Annotated in this window: 19 protein-coding genes; 10 read left to right on the forward strand and 9 right to left on the reverse strand. The window is 68.4% G+C overall.

Annotated elements, in window-relative coordinates; translation table 11 throughout:
- Entirely contained in the window at nt 1-390 is a 390-nt protein-coding gene (locus BM417_RS34255) for a cupin domain-containing protein (RefSeq protein ID WP_093603097.1), read from the reverse strand.
- Nucleotides 391-443: 53 nt separating this feature from the next.
- On the opposite strand from BM417_RS34255, the gene BM417_RS34260 reads away from it, so the two are divergent.
- Nucleotides 444-1415, forward strand: a complete 972-nt coding sequence (locus tag BM417_RS34260; protein ID WP_093603099.1) for a GlxA family transcriptional regulator — start codon at nt 444-446, stop codon at nt 1413-1415.
- On the opposite strand, the gene BM417_RS49435 is transcribed toward BM417_RS34260, so the two are convergent.
- From BM417_RS49435 to BM417_RS34285, 5 genes are all read right to left on the reverse strand, one after another.
- Nucleotides 1393-2430: a GrpB family protein gene (locus BM417_RS49435; RefSeq protein WP_245822346.1), complete on the reverse strand. Its 1038-nt coding sequence runs from the start codon at nt 2428-2430 to the stop codon at nt 1393-1395. The two genes, BM417_RS34260 and BM417_RS49435, sit on opposite strands and share 23 nt — an antisense overlap.
- 33 nt (nt 2431-2463) lie before the next feature.
- On the reverse strand, nt 2464-3336 hold the full coding sequence (gene ligD, locus BM417_RS34270) for a non-homologous end-joining DNA ligase (RefSeq protein ID WP_177320744.1): 873 nt from the start codon (nt 3334-3336) through the stop codon (nt 2464-2466).
- Nucleotides 3326-4768 (reverse strand): non-homologous end-joining DNA ligase, encoded by a 1443-nt coding sequence (gene ligD / locus BM417_RS34275; RefSeq protein WP_093603103.1) that lies wholly within the window; start codon nt 4766-4768, stop codon nt 3326-3328. The genes ligD (BM417_RS34270) and ligD (BM417_RS34275) overlap by 11 nt, the downstream gene beginning before the upstream one ends.
- Entirely contained in the window at nt 4769-5593 is an 825-nt protein-coding gene (ku, locus tag BM417_RS34280) for a non-homologous end joining protein Ku (protein ID WP_093603104.1), read from the reverse strand.
- Between the two features lie 129 nt (nt 5594-5722).
- Nucleotides 5723-6700, reverse strand: coding sequence for a tyrosine-type recombinase/integrase (locus BM417_RS34285; protein ID WP_093603106.1), 978 nt, complete (start codon nt 6698-6700; stop codon nt 5723-5725).
- Between the two features lie 542 nt (nt 6701-7242).
- Here BM417_RS34285 and BM417_RS34290 point away from each other — a divergent pair.
- The 4 genes from BM417_RS34290 (at nt 7243) to BM417_RS34305 (ending at nt 10057) form a co-directional block, all read left to right on the forward strand.
- Nucleotides 7243-7746: a hypothetical protein gene (locus BM417_RS34290; protein WP_218164651.1), complete on the forward strand. Its 504-nt coding sequence runs from the start codon at nt 7243-7245 to the stop codon at nt 7744-7746.
- Between the two features lie 165 nt (nt 7747-7911).
- Nucleotides 7912-8406 (forward strand): DinB family protein, encoded by a 495-nt coding sequence (locus BM417_RS34295; RefSeq protein WP_093603110.1) that lies wholly within the window; start codon nt 7912-7914, stop codon nt 8404-8406.
- 15 nt (nt 8407-8421) lie between these two features.
- Nucleotides 8422-9222, forward strand: a complete 801-nt coding sequence (locus tag BM417_RS34300) for an LLM class flavin-dependent oxidoreductase (RefSeq protein ID WP_093603112.1) — start codon at nt 8422-8424, stop codon at nt 9220-9222.
- Between the two features lie 37 nt (nt 9223-9259).
- Entirely contained in the window at nt 9260-10057 is a 798-nt protein-coding gene (locus tag BM417_RS34305) for an LLM class flavin-dependent oxidoreductase (protein WP_177320745.1), read from the forward strand.
- Here BM417_RS34305 and BM417_RS34310 read toward each other — a convergent pair.
- Nucleotides 10046-10606, reverse strand: a complete 561-nt coding sequence (locus BM417_RS34310) for a TetR/AcrR family transcriptional regulator (protein WP_093603116.1) — start codon at nt 10604-10606, stop codon at nt 10046-10048. The two genes, BM417_RS34305 and BM417_RS34310, sit on opposite strands and share 12 nt — an antisense overlap.
- 9 nt (nt 10607-10615) lie before the next feature.
- Nucleotides 10616-11482 (reverse strand): SDR family NAD(P)-dependent oxidoreductase, encoded by an 867-nt coding sequence (locus tag BM417_RS34315; protein ID WP_093603118.1) that lies wholly within the window; start codon nt 11480-11482, stop codon nt 10616-10618.
- 94 nt (nt 11483-11576) lie between these two features.
- Between BM417_RS34315 and BM417_RS34320 the strand changes: the two genes are divergently transcribed.
- Both BM417_RS34320 and BM417_RS34325 read left to right on the forward strand, forming a co-directional pair.
- Nucleotides 11577-12128 (forward strand): cadmium resistance transporter, encoded by a 552-nt coding sequence (locus BM417_RS34320; protein WP_093603120.1) that lies wholly within the window; start codon nt 11577-11579, stop codon nt 12126-12128.
- A 29-nt stretch (nt 12129-12157) separates the two neighbouring features.
- The gene (locus BM417_RS34325) at nt 12158-15100 is read left to right on the forward strand and encodes an NACHT domain-containing protein (protein ID WP_093603122.1); all 2943 of its coding nucleotides are present in this window, start codon (nt 12158-12160) and stop codon (nt 15098-15100) included.
- 180 nt (nt 15101-15280) lie between these two features.
- Here the strand turns inward: BM417_RS34325 and BM417_RS34330 are convergent, their stop codons facing one another.
- Nucleotides 15281-16225 carry a helix-turn-helix transcriptional regulator gene (locus tag BM417_RS34330; protein WP_093603124.1) on the reverse strand — a complete coding sequence of 315 codons (945 nt, stop codon included), beginning with the start codon at nt 16223-16225 and terminating at the stop codon, nt 15281-15283.
- A gap of 52 nt (nt 16226-16277) precedes the next feature.
- On the opposite strand from BM417_RS34330, the gene BM417_RS34335 reads away from it, so the two are divergent.
- From BM417_RS34335 to BM417_RS34345, 3 genes are read left to right on the forward strand one after another with little or no spacing between them, the layout of a single operon-like run.
- The gene (locus BM417_RS34335) at nt 16278-17363 is read left to right on the forward strand and encodes an epoxide hydrolase family protein (RefSeq protein ID WP_093603126.1); all 1086 of its coding nucleotides are present in this window, start codon (nt 16278-16280) and stop codon (nt 17361-17363) included.
- A 2-nt stretch (nt 17364-17365) separates the two neighbouring features.
- Nucleotides 17366-18115 (forward strand): ZIP family metal transporter, encoded by a 750-nt coding sequence (locus BM417_RS34340; RefSeq protein WP_093603413.1) that lies wholly within the window; start codon nt 17366-17368, stop codon nt 18113-18115.
- Nucleotides 18116-18156: 41 nt separating this feature from the next.
- Nucleotides 18157-19083, forward strand: a complete 927-nt coding sequence (locus BM417_RS34345; protein ID WP_093603128.1) for an isopenicillin N synthase family dioxygenase — start codon at nt 18157-18159, stop codon at nt 19081-19083.
- The last annotated feature ends 2 nt before the right edge of the window (nt 19084-19085 follow it).

Consider the following 19085-nt stretch of genomic DNA (forward strand, 5'->3'; position numbering starts at 1 on the left):
TCAGCCGAGAATGTGGCCCGTCGTCGCATCCACGTGAGCGGGGACCTCGTCGTGCCGATCGCCCACGGTCAGCGTCCCGGTGGGCTCGAACATCAGGATCCGCGCGCCGTGCGGAGCCGACGGCTTGTGGAACGTTCCGCGCGGCACGGTGAACACGGCGCCCTTGGTCAGCACCACCGTGCGTTCGCCATCAGGCTCGCGCAGCCCGATGGACAGCTCGCCGTCCAGGACGAGGAAGAACTCGTCGGTGTCGTCGTGCACGTGCCACACGTGCTCGCCCTGCACCTTCGCCACGCGCACGTCGTAGTCGTTGACGCGGGTGACGATCCGAGGGCTCCACAGAGCGTCGAACGAGGCCAGAGCGTCGTCCAGGGCGATGGGTTCGTTCATGCCGTTGAGCCTCGCCCCTGTCACGGCCCGGACGTGAGTGCTAGGAATCGCACATGCCGCAAGAATCCTCGCACCGCGTCGTCGTCATCGTGGACGAGAACTCCAACCCGTTCGAACTCGGCTGCGCCACCGAGATCTTCGGCCTGCACCGCCCCGAGATCGGCGGCCACCTCTACGACTTCCGCCTCTGCTCACCCCAACCGCACACGGCCATGCGCGACGGCTTCTTCACCCTCACCGGCGTCGCCGGCCTGCACGCCACCGACCACGCCGACACCCTCATCGTCCCCAACCGCCCCGACGTCGAGGTACCCCGCCGCCCCGAGGTCCTCGACGCCATCCGCCGCGCCCACAGCCGCGGCGCCCGCCTCGTCGGCTTCTGCAGCGGCGCGTTCACCCTCGCCGAAGCCGGCGTCCTCGACGGCCGCCGCGCCACCGCCCACTGGCAGTGGGCCGACGACTTCCGCACCCGGTTCCCCGACGTCCACCTCGAACCCGACGTCCTGTTCGTCGACGACGGAGACATCCTCACCTCCGCAGGCAGCGCCGCCGCCCTCGACCTCGGACTGCACCTCGTCCGCCGCGACCACGGCGCCGAGATCGCCAACTCCGTCAGCCGCCGCCTCGTCTTCGCCGCCCACCGCGACGGCGGCCAGCGCCAGTTCGTCGAACGCCCCGTACCCGACCTGCCCGACGAGTCACTCGCCCCCGTCCTCGCCTGGGCCCAGCACCACCTCGACACCCCGCTCACCGTCACCTCGCTGGCCGCCCGCGCCGCAGTCAGCCCCGCCACCCTGCACCGCCGCTTCCAGGCCCAGCTGGGAACGACGCCGCTGGCGTGGCTCACCGGGGAACGAATCACCCTCGCGTGCCGGCTGATCGAACTGGGGGAGCGGCGCTTCGACGTCGTCGCCCGCCGCACCGGCCTGGGCACCGCCGCCAACCTCCGCGCCCTGATGCGCCGCGAGACCGGCCTCACCCCGTCGGACTACCGGCGCCGCTTCAGCCCAGCGCCCGCAGAATGATCCGCTCCACCACACGGGTCTTCGCGTCGGCGTAGTCCTGCACCCGCTTCCACGTCCGGCCCGCCAACTCGCGCTTCGTGCGCTCGTACTCCTCCCGATCGGCCGGAAAGGCACGCAGCCGATCACGGAAGGCCAGCATCCGGTCGAGCTCCTCGCACCTGGGGGAGTAGACGTGCAGGTTCACGTTCGGCTCCGTGCCCTTGAGCAACCGGTGCTCGTGCCACACGCGCTCCCGCAGCCGCAGGTAGTAACCCGCCTCCAGCAACGCCGGCACGTAGGCGTCCTCGTCGGCCGAGTCCGGCACGATCAGCAGGATGTCGATCAACGGCTTCGCCGCCAGCCCCGGCACCGACGTCGACCCCACGTGCTCCAGCCTGACGACCTTCTCGCCCAGCGCCGCCCGGATCTTCGCCTCCTCGGCGGCGAACCACCGCGCCCAGGCCGGGTTGTGGTCCTCCAGCAGCACCGGGGCGTTGTGCGGCGGCGTCTCCGTCACGAACTCGACCTCACCCGGCTCCACCGGCCGCGCCAGATAGGCACGTTCGAGGATGTCCAGCACGACCGCGTTCTTCGCGGCCGCGTAGTCCTGCACCCGCTCCCACACCCGCGCCGCCAGCGTCCGCTTGGTCGACGCGTACAGCTCACGGTCCTCGGCGTTGTCGCGCAGCCAGTCGCGGAACAGCAGATGCCGCCGCACCTGAGCACACCCACGCGGGAACACGTGCAGATTGATGTTCGTGTCCGGGCCCTTGAGGATCCGGTGGTCGTGCCAGTCGTCCTCGCGCACCGTCACCCGATACCCGGCCGCCTCCAACGCCGGCACGTACGACGCCTCGTCCAGCGGGTCGTCCACCACCAGCATCAGGTCGATCACCGGCTTCGCACACAACCCCGGCACCGACGTCGACCCCACGTGCTCCAGCACGGCATCCGGCAACACACCCAGAATCCGCGCCCGCTCCCGTTCGAACAGACCAGGCCAGGCGGAGTCGTACTCGACGAGCTCGATGTTCACGGCAAACCCCCACATAGGCAGTCGGCCAGAATATCAACTCCCGAACAGGTCACCCGCCGACTCGACCCGCGCCAGCACCTCGTCCGCCGTGAACACCAGATCCTCCACGACCTCGCAGTCCTCGACCTCGTCCCACGTGACCGGCGCCGACACCGCCGGCCGCTCCCGAGCCCGCAACGAGTACGGCGCGATCGTCGTCTTCGCCGTGTTGTTCTGCGACCAGTCGATGAACACCTTCCCCGGCCGCTGCGCCTTCGCCATCGTCGACACGACGAGCTTCGGATGCTCCTGCGCCAACCGCTGCGCCACCGCCTTCGCGTACTCCGACGTGTCCTTCGCCGGCGCGTAGGCGTACACCTGCATGCCCTTGTTGCCCGACGTCTTCGCCCACGAGTCCACACCGTCGTCGTCCAGCACCAGCCGCACCTGCTCCGCGACCCGGCAACACTCCACCACCGTCGCCGGCGCACCCGGATCCAGATCGAACACCAGCAGATCAGGATCCCGCTTACCCCCGCGCGGCCCCACCGTCCACTGCGGCACGTGCAACTCCAGCGCCGCCAGGTTCGCCAGCCACACCAACGTCGCCAGCTCGTCCACCATCACGTAGTTGACGGTCTCGTTGCCCTTCGAGCTACCCGGCGACTCCAGCCGCATCGTCCGCACCCACTCCGGCCGATGCTCCGGCGCGTTCTTCTCGAAGAACCACTTCCCGTCCACCCCGTTCGGATACCGCTTCAACGTCACCGGACGGTCCTTGAGATGGGGGAGCAGCACCGGCGCGATCCGGGTGTAGTAGTCGATCACCTCACCCTTGGTGAACCCGAACTCCGGATACAACAGCTTGTCCAGGTTCGTCAGCTTCAACACCCGGTCCTCGACCCGCACCGTCGCGTCACTGCTCAACCCGACGCACCTCCTCCGGCGTCTTGTCCGGCCGCAACCCACGCCACGCCGGAAACCGCATCCGCCCGTCCGGCGTCCACTGCCGGAACACCACCTCCGCCACCAGCTCCGGCTCCACCCACAACGCACCCTTCGCCCGTTCCCGCGGCATCTCCGTCACGAACGGCGAACCCCTGCGCGCCAACGCCTTCAACCGCGGCGTCAACACCGCCAGCTCGGCGTCGTTGAACCCCGTGCCCACCGAACCCGCGAACGCCAGCCCGCCGTCCTGGGGGATACCCAGCAACAACGCCCCCACCACACCCGAACGCTTGCCCTCACCCATCCGCCAGCCGCCGATCACCACCTCCTGCGCCAACAGGTCCGTGATCTTGCGCCACACCGCACTGCGCGTCCCCGGCTGATACGCCGAATCCAGGCGCTTCGCCACCACACCCTCAAGCCCCTGCTCACGACTCGCCGCCAGCACCGCCGCCCCGTCCTCGTCATACGACGGGGGAGTCAGCCAGTGCGGGCCCCTCAGCTCCAGGCCCCTGAGCAGCTCACGCCGTTGCCGAAAGGGCAGCGGCATCGTCGGCGTGCCATCGAGATGCAGCAGATCGAACAACAACAGCGTGATCGGAAACTGCCGCGCCGCCCGGCGCGCCGCCTCCGACTTCGTCACGTGCATCCGGTTCTGCAACGCACTGAAACTCGGCCTGCCGTTCTGCAACGCGACGATCTCCCCGTCGAGCAGCGCCTCCGTCGACCCCAGCTGCTCGCCGACGCCCTGCAGCTCCGGATAGGCGACCGTGATGTCGTTGCCCAACCGCGACCACGCCTGCACACGCCCGCCCTCGACCCTCAGGATCGCGCGGACGCCGTCCCACTTGAACTCGTAAGCCCAAAGATCATCATCATCCTGAGGGAGAGGACCCGGAACAGCGAGCATCGGCTTCAGCTGCTCCGGCAGGGTCTTCCAGTCCGGACGCGCCGGAGCGTGCCGGCGCTTCATCATCCAGTTCTTCTCGTCCTTGCCCGACCGGAAGAACACGAACTGACCCTGCACACGACGACCATGCAGAACGACGTCGACCTCACGGTCCGACCACTTCACCGTCTCATAGCGGCCACGGTCCCAGATGACCATCTCGCCACCGCCGTACTCACCCTTCGGAATCTCCCCGGAGAACTGCGCGTACTCCAACGGATGATCCTCGGTGTGCACAGCCAGACGCACCACATCAGTCGTCGACGGCAACCCCTTCGGCACCGCCCACGACACCAAAACACCATCACGCTCCAACCGCACATCCCAATGCAGGCTGCTCGCGTGATGCTCCTGAATCACGAACGTGTCGTTGTCGCCCCTAGGCAACTCGTCCGCACTCGGAACGGGCTCCGGCGTCCTGGCCGGATCCCGCTTGCGCCGGTACTCGTCGAGCCCGGCCATCTACGCCGACGAGGCCTTCTTCTTCGGCGGCGCCTTCTTCTCAGCGCCCTTCCGCCCGGCCTTCGCCTTCTCCACACTGCGCTCCAGCGCCGTCATCAGATCGATGACATCGCCCTTGTCCTCGGCCTCCGGCTGCTCGGGCAACTCCGCACCCTCAGCCTTCGCCGCGATCACCTTCTCCAGCGCGTCCCGATAGTCGTCGGTGAACGTGTCCGGATCGAAGTCACCCGCCATCGACTCCACCAACGACGTCGCCATCTTCAACTCCTGCGGACGCACCTCCACGTCCTGGTCCAGGAAGTCGAACTCCGCCTTGCGGATCTCATCCGGCCACAACATCGTGTGCATCACCAGCACGTCGTCCCGCGCCCGGATCGTCGCCAGCGTCTCCTTCTGCCGGATCGTGATCTTCACGACCGCCAGCTGACCCGTCTTCACCAGCGCATCCCGCAACAGCACGTACGGTCGCGCGGCAGCCTTGTCCGGCTCCAGGTAGTACGTCTTCTGGAAGTAGATCGGATCGATCTCCTCCGCCGGCACGAACTCCAACACGTCGATCGACTTGTCGGTCTTCACCGGCAACTTGTCGAAGTCCTCGTTCTCCATGATCACCATGCGGCCGTCGTCCAACTCATAGCCCTTGGTGATGTCCGAATACTCGACCTCTTCGCCGCACACCGAACAGACGCGCTTGTACTTGATGCGCCCGCCGTCCTCCCGATGCACCTGGTTGAAACGGAAGTCGTGCTCCTCGACAGCCGTGTAGAGGCGCACGGCGATCGTCACCAACCCGAAGGAGATGGCCCCACGCCACACGGATCTCATTCTCATTGGGTACCCCTGAAATGCGGTTTTCGCACTATCAGATCACCCACTTGGCCTAACGATCCGGCAACTGAGCGACCCCCGGCCCACGCGTCATAGCCGAGCGTGCCGCATCACAGTGGAGCACCGCTAGATGTCCTTGAGCGCCCGATACGTCCTGCTGCTCGCCACCGCCGCACGCCGCTCCCGCGCCGTCGCCTCGATGTAGTTCTGACTCGTCGCCAAACTCGCATGACCGAGCAACGCCATGATCTCGCTCGCCGACGCCCCGTCCTCGGCCAATCGGGTGGCGAACGTGTGCCTCAGAGCATGCAGATTCGCCCCCGTCGGCACCCGGTCGTTCAGCCCCGCCCACCGAAAACACGACTTCACCAGGTACTCCAACCCACCCCGCCCGATCGGCTCACCGTGCCGATCCCGCAGCAACGCCGACTCACGATCGAAACGCCCCTGAGGAAAACGCTGCCTGCAACTCTTGAGGTACGCGTCCACGATGCGTTCCATCGGAGGCTCGATCGGGACAGACCTGTCGCGATTGCCCTTGCCCTTCACATGCAGCCGTTGGTCACCCTCCCGCCCGACCACGCTCGCCAGCGTCAACGTGCGCATCTCCGCGCTCCGGAGCCCAGCGACCAGCCCCAGCGCGATGACCAGCACGTCCCGCTCCGGCCACGGATCACGACCCTTGCTCGCACCCTCCGCCGCGGCCGTGAGCAACTGCTCGGGGGTGTCCTCACCACGCAGGGGCTTGGGCACGAGCGGAGGCGTCTTCGGGCGGGCGATCGCACCCATCGGGTTGCCGGCGATGAGGTCCTCGGCCACGCAGAACGTCAGGAACTGGTTCCACGTAGACCAGGCCCGCAGCACGGAGCTCTTGGCATGGGTGTCCGCGAACAACCCGAATGCCTGACGGAGGTTCGCCCCGGTGAGCTGGCCCATGGTGAGTTCCTCGACGGGGGAGAGGAGGGTCTCGGCCAGGAGCGTGTTCAGGCCGGAGAGATCCCGCTGGTAGGCCGCCGTTGTGTGCGGCGAGTCCTTGCGGGTCCGGCGGGCGAGGAAGAAGGCGTCCTGGGCGGCGAGCACGTGCATATGGATCTTGTACCGCACACCACCGACAATTCCCTGCACTGTGCTGGATAATGGCGATTATGCATGAAATGTCCGTTTCGCCGGGTTTCGACGCGGTGGAGGAAGCCCGCTGGACCAGGTGGCGTCACTTGGTGGGGATCGCGAACGTAATGGCGCCCCGCCACGTACGTCTCACTGACGACACGTCGGTGTCGACCGCGCTCCGACATCGCCGTGGTTCTGATGTTGTGGCGTCTGCAAGCGCAGCCGGCCTGCCCGCCGGCTGTGACTTGCAGACGCGCCAACACGGGCGTTTCAGCCCCTTCTGGAACGATCTTCGCAGGTCGCCGTTTTGCCGATAATCTACATTATGTCAAGTAACGCGGATCCGGCGTGGTTCGGAGGACTCTCCTGCCATGCTCGGCGGCGTGCCTGACTGGGGTCGGTTCCTGGAGTGCGTGCCGTGGTTCGTGGAGCCGGACTCGGCTGTCGTCGTCGGTTCGGCTTCCCCTTGGGCTCGCGGGTCGCTGCCTGGATTTCCTGAGCTGTCGGCTCTGCTGGCGTCCGCGACCGTCACGCCGGTGTCCGTGGCGGGCTGTTCGTACGAGCTTTTGGCGTGGGGCCGTTCTGGCGACCGCCGCGGGTGGCTCTGTCAGCCGCCTTCTCGTGTCGCCGGCTCTCCAGCGTTCCTGGAGCGACTCTGGGCGATGTTCGGCGGGACCGTTGAACAGTTCGGTGGTCCGTCGACGCTGTGGCTGAACCAGAACGAGGTGTTGACGGTGTCGGCGTCGCAGACGTCGTTCTCTGATGTCGTCGGTCAGTACGACTGGCTGTGGAGTGATGAGAGGCTGCCTCTTCCGGGCGAGGAGCTGCTGTCTTTCGTCACCGTGGCGATAGAGGCCAACGGGAACCTGACGGCGGCGCACGGTGAGACTGGCCGCCTTGTGCTGTTCGCGCCTGACCATTCGTTCGACGGCGTCACGCCGTTGCCTGGGTGTCCGCCGCGCTCCTTGTACTCGTTCGACGTGTTGCCAGATCTTGTTTCGTGGGTCGAGGCGTGTGCGGCCGGGTGGCGTGTTCCGTGAGGACTCCCCTGCCGTGCTCTGCGGCGTGTCTGACTGGGACCTGTTCCTCGAACACCACAGGCGTTTCGGCAAGCCCGGCTTCTCGCGTGGGTGCTTCTGACGCGCGTCGCGGCGTGTCGGGTCGTGGGTGGAGTCGATCGCGCGTGACTGGCAGGCTCCGCGTTCATGATCGATGAGTTCGCGAAGGAGTACCTGCACGGCGACTTGCGTGAGTTGCGCGAGGTGTTGGTGTGGAAGCTCGACGGGTTGGCCGAGGCGGATGTGCGGCGGCCGTTGGTGGCGTCGGGGACGAATCTGCTGGGGTTGGTGAAGCATCTGACGTTGTCGGAGTCGCGGTATTTCGGTGAGGTGTTCGGGCGGCCGTTTCCTGAGCCGATGCCTCGGTGGGACGACTTGGCGGCGCGTGGGTTGGACATGCGGGCGGCCGAGTCGGAGTCGCGTGAGGAGATCGTTGCGCGTTATCGGCGTGTGTGGGTGCATTCGGACGCGACGATCTCTGCGCTTGCGGTGGACTCCCCTGGTCATGTGCCGTGGTGGCCGCGTCCGAATGTGATGTTGTTCAACGTGCTGGTGCATGTGCTGACGGAGACCGCGCGGCATGCGGGGCATGCTGACATCTTGCGGGAGCAGCTCGACGGCGCGATCGGTGAGGGGCGTTGAGGCAGACTCCCCCGCATGCGTTTTGCGATTTATGTGCCTTGTTATGGCGAGACCTATGGCGATCCGGCGGTGTTGTGTTCGTTGGCCGTTGAGGCCGAGGCTGCCGGGTGGGACGGGTTCTTCATGTGGGATCACCTGGTGGCGGAGCCGTTGGTGGCTGATCCGTGGGTGACGTTGGGTGCGGTGGCGGCGCGGACGTCGCGGATCGTGTTGGGGCCGATGATCACGCCTGTCCCCCGGCGTCGTCCGTGGAAGCTGGCTGTGGAGGCGTCTACTTTGCAGCGGTTGTCGGGTGGGCGGTTGGTGCTCGGGGTGGGGATGGGTGTGCCTCGGGATTACACGTCGTTCGGTGAGGTGTCGGATGCGCGGTCGCGTGCGGCGCGGTTGACCGAGGGTGTGGAGTTGGTGCAGGAGTTGCTCTCGGGTGAGCCGGTGGAGCATCGGGGTGCTGTGTTCGAGGCGTCCGGGGTGCGGTTCGCGGCGGTGGACGTGCCGGTGTGGACGTCGGGGATCTGGCCGCGGAAGGTGCCGTTCTTGGCGGCGGCGCGGGCGTCGGGGTTGTTTCCGATCATTCTGGACGGGTCTGGTGGGTTCGCGGTGGCGTCGCCCGAGCAGGCGGCGTTGATGAAGGCTGAGTTCGTGGCGGCGGGTGGGCCTGCTGACGGGGATCTGGCGATCTGGGGTGGTGGGGCGCGGCCGTCGGTGGCGCAGGTGTCGGAGTTCGCGGACGCTGGGGCGACGTGGTTGTTGCTGGATGGGTGGAAGGCGTCGCTCGGGGAGCTGCGTTCGTACATTTCTGCTGGTCCGCCGCGTTAGAACGATCTTGTCGGGGGTGCTTGCCACACTGAGGGGCATGCGTTACGCGATCTATGTGCCTTCGTTCGGTTCGTCGCTCGGTGATCCGTCGGTGCTGGTGTCGCTCGCTGTGGCCGCGGAGGAAGCCGGGTGGGACGGCTTCTTTCTGTGGGATCACGTGGTGGTGCCGGGTGAGCCCGTGGTGGCGGATGTCTGGGTGACGTTGGGGGCGGTGGCGGCGCGGACGTCGAGGCTTCGGCTGGGGCCGTTGGTGACGTCGCTGGGGCGTCGGCGGCCGTGGAAGGTGGCGTTGGAGGCGTCGACTCTGCAGCGGTTGTCCGGTGGGCGGCTGGTGCTCGGGGTGGGTGCGGGTGTGCCGCAGGACTACTCCCCCTTCGGCGAGCGTGCGTCGCGTGCTGGGGCGATGTCGGAGGGGGTGGAGTTGTTGCGGGCGTTGTTGTCGGGTGCCGAGGTCGAGCATCGGGGTGCGTTGTTCGAGGTGTCGGGTGTGCGGTTCGCGCCGGTGGAGGTGCCGATCTGGGTCGGCGGGAACTGGCCGAGGTCGGCGCCGTTCCGTGCGGCAGAGCATGCGGCGGGTGTGGTGCCGGCGACGTTCGGTCCGGACGGCTTGGTGGTGCTCTCCCCCGAGGATGCCGCTCGCTTGAAGGCGGATTTCGTGGCGTCGGGCGGGTCGGCTGAGGGGGATGTCGTGCTGTGGGGTGGCGGCGTGTTGCCGGAGGAGGTGAAGGAGTTCGAGGACGCGGGTGTGACGTGGATGCTGACCGACGGCGGCGCGCGGGAACTTGACGAGTTGCGGGCGTTCGTGGCGGCCGGTCCTGTCGGGTCAGGCGTGTAGGCCTCGGAGCAGGGTTTCGAGGTAGCGGCGTGCGGTGGGGAGCCGGTCGGCCGGGTTCGCGCCGTGCACGTAGGTGGCGTAGGAGATGCCGCACATGAGCGGGACGAGGTCGTCGTCGCGCACGTCGGGGCGGACGGTTCCGGCGTCGCGGGCGCGGGCGAGCAGTTTGGCTCCGGTGGCGAGGATCTGCGCTTTGAGTTCGGTGGTGCGCGTCAGGACGTCTTCGGCGGTGGCGGCGACCTTGACGAGTGCGGCGTCGGTGACCTGGCCTTCGACGAGCCTGGTGAGGTAGTCGGCGAAGGCCTGCCACGGGTCGTCGTGGGTGAGGGCTTGTTCGCCGTGGCCGGCGAGGGCTTCGAGGCAGGGCGTGGCGACGGTCTCGAGGAGCGCTTCGGTGGTCGGGAAGTGCCGGTAGACCGTGCCGACGCCCAGTCCCGCGCGGCGGGCGACGTCGTTGAGTTGCAGCGGGGTGCCTTCGTCGACGAGTTCTCTGGCGACGGTGAGGATGTGCTCCCAGTTGCGGGCGGCGTCCTTTCGCTGCGGGGTCATGCCTCCAGCTTAATTGGATACGCCATCCGGAACGTGGATGAGTGGTGCGTGCCTCTCGCTGAGCCTGCGCACGGCCTGTTGGACGCGTGGGTCGGTGGCCGCGCGGTTCGGTGACACGGCGGTGGCGTGCCGTCCGATCACGGTGCCCGAGGTGAGTGTCTCGTCGGTTGCCGCCATGATCGAGGGCCGGGCTGCGACGGACGCGGGCCCGGAGGTGGCCCGTTCGAAGGTGCGCCGGACCAAGGGCCACAGCAGTCGCAGGCCGGGTGACACGATCTTGGGTGTGCGCATGGTGCCGTCGGTCATGTCGGTGGCCGCGCCGCCGGGGTCGGCGGCGAGTACCGCGACCTTCGTCTGTCGCTGGGCGAGGTCGAGGGTGTAGGCGAGGTTCGCGAGCTTGGCGCGTCCGTACCAGTGGAAGCCGTAGTAGCCGCCGGGCGGCTCGACCTCGTCGAAGATCTTCTTGGCGACCGTCACGGAACCGGAGGTCACGTTCACGACCCGGCCGGTCAGCACCGGGAGCAGCAGTTCGGTGAGCAGGTAGGGCGAGAGGTGGTTGACGACGAACGAGGCTTCGACGCCGTCGAGTTCGGTGTGGTCGGCGAACATCGCGCCGACGTTGTTGACCAGTACGTCCAGTTCCCCTTCGGCGGCGATCCGGGTGGCGAGCGCTCGTACCTCGTCGAGTGAGGCGAGGTCGGCCTGCAGGAATCGCGCGGGCTCCCCTCCCCCGGTGTTGATCCTCTCGACGGCTCGTGTCCCGCGTTCGGCGTTGCGCCCGACAACGGTGACGGCGAACCCCGCCCGCGTGAGCCCCAGCGCCGTCTCCAGTCCGATACCGCCGGTCCCCGCGGTGACCAGTGCCCTGCGTGTCATGACACTCCTCAATCCGGATAGCTGATCCGCTTAAGGTCGACGCTAGCACACATACGGATGAGCTATCCGTTTCGCGGTGGGTGAGAATGCGGCCGTGGATCTTGGGGTGATCGGCCAGGCGGCGGGCATGTTCGCGGTGACCAACGTCGACGACCTGGTGCTCCTGGCGCTGTTCTTCGCGCGGGCGAAGTCGGCCTGGCAGGTCGTGACGGCCCAGTACCTGGGCTTCACCGCCATCCTGGCGACAGCCGTGGTCGGCGCCCTGGGTGCTTCCCTGCTCCCCGGCCAGTTCCGCCCGTGGCTGGGCCTGATCCCCCTGGCCCTGGGCCTCAAAGCCGCCTGGTCCCTGTGGCGCGGCTCCGACGACGAGGACGAACCCGACGCCGCTCCCGGCATCCTGGCGATGGCCGGCGTGACCCTGGCGAACGGCGGCGACAACATCGGCGTCTACGTGCCTGTCTTCGCCGTGGCGGACTCGCTGTGGGTCTACGTCGTGGTGTTCCTGCTGCTGGTCGGCGTGTGGTGCCTGGCCGGCAGGTTCCTGGCGTCGCGTCAGGTGGTGGCGCGGGCTCTCGCGAAGTGGGGCCACATCGCCCTGCCGATCGTGCTGATCGCGATTGGTCTTTTGGTGTTGTTCTCGGGCTGACCGTCCCGCCCGTCAGGTAGACATTTCGGGTGCGAAAGACCTACAGCTACAACGAGGCCGTCAAGATCCTCGGCGGCCGCGACCACCCGGTCATCGCCGCCATGGACAAGGTCCTGGGCGGCGCGCTTCTGGTCGGCTCGCTGGGGCTGTGGGAGGTGCTCGACCTCTTCGACGCCAAGCCGGACTTCATCCGCCTGAGCAACGAGCTGATCTCCAAGATCTCCGCGAAGCACCGGGGCGTGAGCCGTTACACCCGCACGCAGCAGCTGCACGCCGCGCACGCCGTCCTGGTGATGACCGCGTTCTTCGAGGCGTTCGAGGAACAGCAGGTCCGCGTGCCGCTGACCCTCGCGGACCGCGACCTGGTGGCGGAGTTCAACCCGTGGACCCGCGATCTTCCGCTGCCGTCCGCCGGCCGCCCGTACGAGGAGAATCTGTGGGGCCTGCGAGCGGTCTACCACGATCTCGGCCGCGTGTTGTCCGATGCGCTGACAGGGCTGGTGGCCTGGGACGCACTCGATGAGACCGGGCGCGATCGACTCCAGCACACGGCCAGGCTCGTTGTCCCGGCCCGGGCGCTCGAGAAGTACCAGGAACTTCTAGGACAGCTCGCCGCCGAGTATCCCGAGATCCGGTTCTGGTGCGCGATCGAGGACGGCCGGTCGGTGCGCAAGGCGCTGGTCCGGCTCGAAGACGTGCTGCGCGAGACCACCGCCGACCTGGTGCCCGAGTTGCGGCTGGCCGAGTTGGCCGGCGCCTATCGCGGCGCGCTGTCGCGGCCGTTGGTGAAAGCGGCCGAGGTGCCTGAGGGGGTGCGCATCCCGAGTTTGGCCGACGCCTACGTCGATCCGCGGTTTCAGGTGGTGATCGGCACGGAGCAGGGTGCGTCACCCTCGCTGCTCGCGTGGTGGGACGACGTGGCGGTCCACGATGATCTCCACGCCTACCTGGTGGGTTACCTGACCTCGCCGGAGGCGTTGTCCGCCCCGCTGCTCGTCCTCGGTGATCCGGGGTCGGGCAAGTCCGTGCTGACCGAGATGCTCGCGGCCAGGCTGCCGGCTTCGGACTTCGCGGTGGTGCGGGTGGAGCTGCGCGGCACTCCGGTGGACGCCGACCTGAAGCGGCAGATCGAGCACGGTCTTCACACGCTGTTGCACGAGCCGGTGAGCTGGGCCGAGTTCTCGCGCAAGGCCGGTGGGGCGCTGCCCGTGGTGGTGCTGGACGGGTTCGACGAGCTGCTGCAGTCGACCGGCGTGAGCCAGTCGCGGTACCTGACCGTGATCGCCGAGTTCCAGCAGACGCTCATCGGGATGGGCAGGCCCGCGGTGTTCGTGGTGACCAGCCGGATCAGTGTGTGCGCCGGGCTCGAGTTACCCCCTGGCACGCATGTCGTGCGGTTGCTGCCGTTCTCCGAGGACCAGGTGCGGGGGTGGCTGGACGTGTGGAACGCGGTCAACACGCCGTTGCCCGCGCAGACCGTGCTGCAGTACCCCGATCTCGCGTCGCAACCCCTTCTGTTGCTGATGCTGGCGCTCTACGACGCGGTGGACAGTTCGTTCCAGCGTGATCACCTGAGCATGAGCCAGGGCCAGTTGTACGAGCGGCTGCTTGCCCGGTTCGCACGACGTGAGGTGACCAAGGACGAGACCGACCGGTCGGATGCCGATCTGGACGATGACGTCGAGTTCGAGCTCGAGCGCCTGTCGGTGGTGGCGCTGGGGATGTTCAACCGCGGCGCGCAGTGGGTCGCCGAGCACCAGGTCACGTCTGATCTGGCTCAGCTGCTCGATCTCGGTTCCCCGGAGCGACGCACGGGTACCCGCACCCCTCTCTCGGCCGGCGAGACGGTGCTGGGGCGGTTCTTCTTCGTGCAGAAGACGGAGGCGGTACGAGAGGACAAGACCAAGCTCCGGACCTACGAGTTCCTGCACGCGACGTTCGGTGAGTACCTGGTGGCGCGTTTCGTCTGGGCCAGGCTGCTGGAGCTGCGCGAGGAAGATCGGGCGCGGTCCAAGCGGAAGTCCGCGGCGGACGACTCCGAGCTCTACTCGGTGCTGTCCTGTGCGGCGTTGACGACGAGCAAGCCGGTGCTGGACTTCCTGCGGGAGTTCGCGCAGACGTCCGACCGGCACGGCCTGGCGGATCTGGTGGTGCGGCTGCTCGGGGCGCGCGACGAGACGCGGAGGTCACGGGGTGGCTATGCGCCGGTGCCGTTGCCGGACTCGGTGCGAGACGCCAAGTACCTGCTGAACCTCGTCGTGCTCGTGCTGGTCCTGCGGGTGTCCTGCCACGCCGACGAGCTGGGGCTGACCCTGGACGACTGGCGGCGGCTGACGCTGTTCTGGAAGTCCCGCCTGTCAGCGGCCGAGTGGGGCAGCGTGGTGACCTGGTTCTGGGTGAAGCGCGATACCGACCGGCATTTCGCGGTGAGCCTGAGCAACCGCAGCCCGGAGAGGCCGGCGGACTGGCTGCTGATGGCGGAACCGTACGTCACCTTGGACGAGGTCAGCGTGACCTTGCGGGACGCGGTCACGCCACTGGCGTCGTCGCAGAACATCGAGGTGACCGCGGCGTTGATCGAACTGGCGGCGACACCGGTCGAGAACTGCGTTCCGGCGCTGCGGCGGCTCGCCGAGGCCGACACGGCCATGGAGCTGATCGTGATCGAGGGTGGCACCCGGCTTGGTCGCGGAGCCGACGATCTGGCGATCTTCGACCTGATGCCGGGGGCGGGGGCCGGGTGGCACGACGTCGCGTGTCTGGAGGCCTGGCTGAGGTTGTCCGAGCAGGGCTTTCGATTCGAGGACGCCCAGGCGGCCGTCTTGGAGGACTATCTCGCCAACCGTGAGCTCCAGGAGGTCTTCCAGCGCAGGCCCGATCTGGTCAAGCGGGCCAGAGCGGCGGCCGCTGAGCAGGGTTTTGAATGGCAGCCGCCAGAGTCTCCGCAATCGCCGCCAGCTCCTTCTCACTGAGGTCGCGCTCCCCCACCCGCCGCAGCAACTCACTGCGCGAACACACCACGATCGCGCCAGGACGTCCCCCGAGATCGGCGGCGGCCACGATCTCCGTCGCCCCGTCCTGCAGGACCAGGATCGGGTCGGGCGTCTCGGTGTAGAGCAGGTGCTCGATGTCCCGTCCGGTGATGGCCATGGTCAGTCTTGTACGGCGCGGGCGTAGCGGGCCGCAAGAGAGCGAACGTGTGCGACCAGCTCCGGTGGTGAGGTGACGTCGAAGTCGAAGCCGAGCATGCCGATCCACACGGCGAGCGTTTCGACGGAGTCGGAGCCGGTCACGAGGACGCACGACTCCGAATCGACCGCTTCGACGGTGCCGATGGCGGCGTTGATGCGGGCGGCGACGGCGTCGGCCGGGGCGTGGACGAGGACGCGGGCCTGGAAGCGCCAGGCGGCTTGGGTGACGCGGGAGGCGACGTAGGTGGTGGCGTCGAGGTCTCGTGGGGTGAAGCGCGGGCCGAAAGGGGGTTGGGGTGGGGTGATGCGGTCGACGCGGAAGCTGCGCCAGTCCTGTTTGTCGGCGTCCCAGGCCACGAGGTACCAGCGGCGGCCCCAGTTGACCAGGCGGTGGGGTTCCACGCGGCGGCGGGTGGGGGTGCCGTCGTGGGCGTTGTAGTCGAAGCGGAGGGTGTCGCTGTCGCGGCAGGCGGCGGCCAGGACCGTCAGCAGTTCCGGGTCCAGGGCGGGGGCCGGTGAGTCGCGGGGAACGGATTCGATCTGTTCCAGGGCGGAGACGCGGTGGCGCAGGCGCGAGGGCAGGACCTGTTCCAGCTTGAGCAACGCGCGCAGGGAGACCTCTTCCAGGCCCGTGACGGCGTTGGTGCGCAGGGCGGCCGCTACGGCCACGGCCTCGTTGTCGTCGAGCAGCAGGGGCGGGAGTTCGGCGCCGGCGCCGAGGCGGTAGCCGCCGAACGAACCCGTGGTGGCGTTGACCGGGTAGCCGAGCTCGCGCAGGCGGTCGACGTCGCGGCGGACGGTGCGGGGGCTGATCCGCAGCTCGTCGGCCAGTTCGCTGCCCTGCCAGTCGCGGCGTGACTGCAACAGGGCCAGCAGGCGCAGCAAGCGCGCCGAGGTTTCCAACATGGACCGACACTTTAGGACAGAGGCTGGCCGCAAGCATCGTTAGCCTCGGGTTATGACGGAGATCAGGGAATTCCACATCGCGATCGACGACGCCGACATCGACGAGTTGCGGCTTCGTCTGACGCGCACGCGGTGGACCGACCAGGTGCCGGGGGCCGGTTCGCTCTACGGGGACGACGTCGCGGACGTCAAGGAGATGGCGCGGTACTGGGCCGGGGAGTTCGACTGGCGGGCCGTGGAGGCCAGGCTCAACTCCTTCCCGCAGTTCGTCACCGAGATCGACGGCACGAACGTTCACTTCCTGCACGTCACGAGCCCGAACCCGGACGCGTTGCCGATCATGCTGATCCACGGCTGGCCCGGCTCGGTCATGGAGTTCGTGGACGTCATCGAGCACCTGCGCGAGGACCACCACCTGGTCATCCCCTCGATCCCCGGCTTCGGGTTCTCCGGGCCGACCACCGAGACCGGCTGGCACTCCGGGCGGATCGCGAAGGCGTTCGCGGAGCTGATGGCACGGCTGGGCTACCAGCGCTACGGGGTGCACGGCAACGACGCGGGGGCGATCATCGCGCCGCAACTGGGGCAGGTCGACCCCGCGCACGTGGTCGGCGTGCACGTGACGCAGATCTTCTCCTTCCCCTCGGGTGACCCGGCCGAGATGGAGGGCCTGACCGAGGACGACTACCGCCGCCTCGGGGTGCTGCAGAACTTCTGGGAGACCATGTCCGGGTACGCGAAGCTTCAGCAGGCGCGGCCGCAGAACGTGGCGTTCGCGCTCGCGGACTCCCCCGTCGGTCAGCTCGCCTGGACGATGCAGCTGATGGGCGAACCGGCGGTCACGAAGGACTTCCTGCTCGCGAACGTGGCGATCTACTGGTTCACCGCCACCGCGGGGTCGAGTGCGCGGCTGTACTTCGAGGACGCGCACCGCGAGGACCAGCCGGCCGAGCCGACGACGGTACCGATGGGCGTCGCGATCTTCCCCGACGACTTCCAGACCATCCGCCGCTTCGCCGAGCGCGATCACCACAACCTGGTGCACTGGTCGGAGTTCGAGCGGGGCGGGCACTACTCCGGACACGACTCGCCGGAACTGCTGGCGGGCGACCTGAAGGTGTTCTTCGCCAAGATGTAGTGGTGCCGCAGTGGGTGGAAGCAGGGATCTGGGGACTGGCAGGCGGCGGTGCGCTCGTGGCGGGCGCGCTCGTCGCCTGGTTCCTGCGCGTGCCCCGCGACGTCGTGGCCGTGGTGATGGCGTTCGGCGCGGGCGTGCTGACCGCGGCGGCGGCGTTCGAGCTGATGGACGAGGCGGAGAAGACCGGCGGCCTGCTCGCCACCTCGGCCGGGTTCCTCGGCGGCGCGGTCGGCTACGTGCTGGCGAACCTGCTGCTCGCCCGGCACGGGGCGCGGCATCGCAAGCGCAGCAGCAACCAGCCGACCGAGACCGACCAGGCCGGTAGCGGCACCGCGATCGCCGTGGGCGCGCTGCTCGACGGCATTCCCGAGTCGGTCGTGCTGGGCGTGTCCCTGCTCAGTGGCGGCGGGGTCGGGGTGGCGATGCTCGCGGCGGTGGTCATCTCCAACGTCCCCGAGGGGCTCTCCAGCGTCGCCGGCATGAGGCAGGCCGGCCGCGGACCCCGCTACGTGTTCGGGGTGTGGGGTGCGATCGCGGTCGCGAGCGGGCTGTCCGCGGCGCTGGGCAACCTGCTGCTCGACGGCGCGTCACCGCAGCTCATCGCCGTGATCACGGCCGTCGCGGCGGGAGCGATCCTGGCGATGATCGCGGACACCATGATCCCCGAGGCCTTTGCACGCGCCCGCCTGTACACCGGACTGTGCACCACCGCCGGGTTCCTCACGGCGTTCGTGGTGGAACGGCTGGGTTAACCGGCTGGCGCGCGGCCAGGGGTGGCGGTAGGAGTGCAGGCATGGGTGTTCCGCTGGTGGACTTGTCCGGATGGTTCGACGGCACGCGCCGTGCCGAGGTGGCGGGCCGCGTCGACGCGGCGCTGCGCGAGTCGGGGTTCCTGCTGATCACCGGGCACGGCGTCCCGGACGAGCTGCGCGCCCGGACCCGATCCCTGACCAGGGAGTTCTTCGCCCTGCCCACCCCCGACAAGCAGCCCTACGCGGTGCGCACGGGCGGACGGGGCTGGTTGCCGCCCGACGTGCAGGCGACCGGACGCGCGGACGGGGCGATGGCGCCGCCGGACCTGAAGGAGACGCTGGCGTTCGGCTCGGACGACCCCGCGGGCGGCGACCCGTTCTTCTTCCGTCCCAACGTCTTCCCCGCCCAGGTGCCGGGTCTCGAGGCGGCCGTGACCGACTACGTGGCGCGGATGCGGGCGCTGTCCGACGAGCTGCTGACGATCTTCGCGGTCGCCCTGGGCGAACCCGGGACCCGGTTCACCCAGTACACCGGCAACGCCTCGTACACGCTCAACGTCAACCACTACCCGCCGCTGCGGCAGGTCGGGCCCGCCGGGCCGGGGCAGTTCCGCATCGGCGAGCACACCGACTTCGGCACCGTCACGATCCTGGACCGCCAGCACGGCGTGGGCGGCCTGCAGGTCCGCACGCTCGACGGGGTGTGGGAGAACGCGCCGTTCGACCCGGCCGCCTTCACCGTCAACATCGGCGACCTGATGGCCCGCTGGACCTCCGACCGGTGGCGCTCCACCCCGCACCGCGTCCTGCCACCCGACGCCTCCGCGCCCGACGAGGACCTGGTGTCGTTGATCTTCTTCTACAACACCGACCACGACGCGCGGATCGTGTCACTCGACGGCCGCCACCCCGAGGTGGTGGGCGGCGAGTACCTGAGGGCCAAGCTCCAGGCCATCTCCGTCGGATAGCC

The sequence above is a fragment of the Lentzea waywayandensis genome (genome assembly GCF_900115955.1).
GTDB lineage: Bacteria > Actinomycetota > Actinomycetes > Mycobacteriales > Pseudonocardiaceae > Lentzea > Lentzea waywayandensis.

Excerpts from the sequence above, each read along its gene's own strand:
- BM417_RS34345 (WP_093603128.1), top strand. The coding sequence starts at position 18,157 with ATGGGTGTTCCGCTGGTGGACTTGTCCGGATGGTTCGACGGCACGCGC.
- BM417_RS34255 (WP_093603097.1), bottom strand. The coding sequence starts at position 390 with ATGAACGAACCCATCGCCCTGGACGACGCTCTGGCCTCGTTCGACGCT.
- ligD (WP_093603103.1), bottom strand. The coding sequence starts at position 4,768 with ATGGCCGGGCTCGACGAGTACCGGCGCAAGCGGGATCCGGCCAGGACG.
- BM417_RS34260 (WP_093603099.1), top strand. The coding sequence starts at position 444 with ATGCCGCAAGAATCCTCGCACCGCGTCGTCGTCATCGTGGACGAGAAC.
- BM417_RS34300 (WP_093603112.1), top strand. The coding sequence starts at position 8,422 with ATGCGTTTTGCGATTTATGTGCCTTGTTATGGCGAGACCTATGGCGAT.
- BM417_RS34315 (WP_093603118.1), bottom strand. The coding sequence starts at position 11,482 with ATGACACGCAGGGCACTGGTCACCGCGGGGACCGGCGGTATCGGACTG.
- BM417_RS34305 (WP_177320745.1), top strand. The coding sequence starts at position 9,260 with ATGCGTTACGCGATCTATGTGCCTTCGTTCGGTTCGTCGCTCGGTGAT.
- BM417_RS34295 (WP_093603110.1), top strand. The coding sequence starts at position 7,912 with ATGATCGATGAGTTCGCGAAGGAGTACCTGCACGGCGACTTGCGTGAG.
- BM417_RS34335 (WP_093603126.1), top strand. The coding sequence starts at position 16,278 with ATGACGGAGATCAGGGAATTCCACATCGCGATCGACGACGCCGACATC.
- BM417_RS34310 (WP_093603116.1), bottom strand. The coding sequence starts at position 10,606 with ATGACCCCGCAGCGAAAGGACGCCGCCCGCAACTGGGAGCACATCCTC.
- ku (WP_093603104.1), bottom strand. The coding sequence starts at position 5,593 with ATGAGATCCGTGTGGCGTGGGGCCATCTCCTTCGGGTTGGTGACGATC.
- BM417_RS34330 (WP_093603124.1), bottom strand. The coding sequence starts at position 16,225 with ATGTTGGAAACCTCGGCGCGCTTGCTGCGCCTGCTGGCCCTGTTGCAG.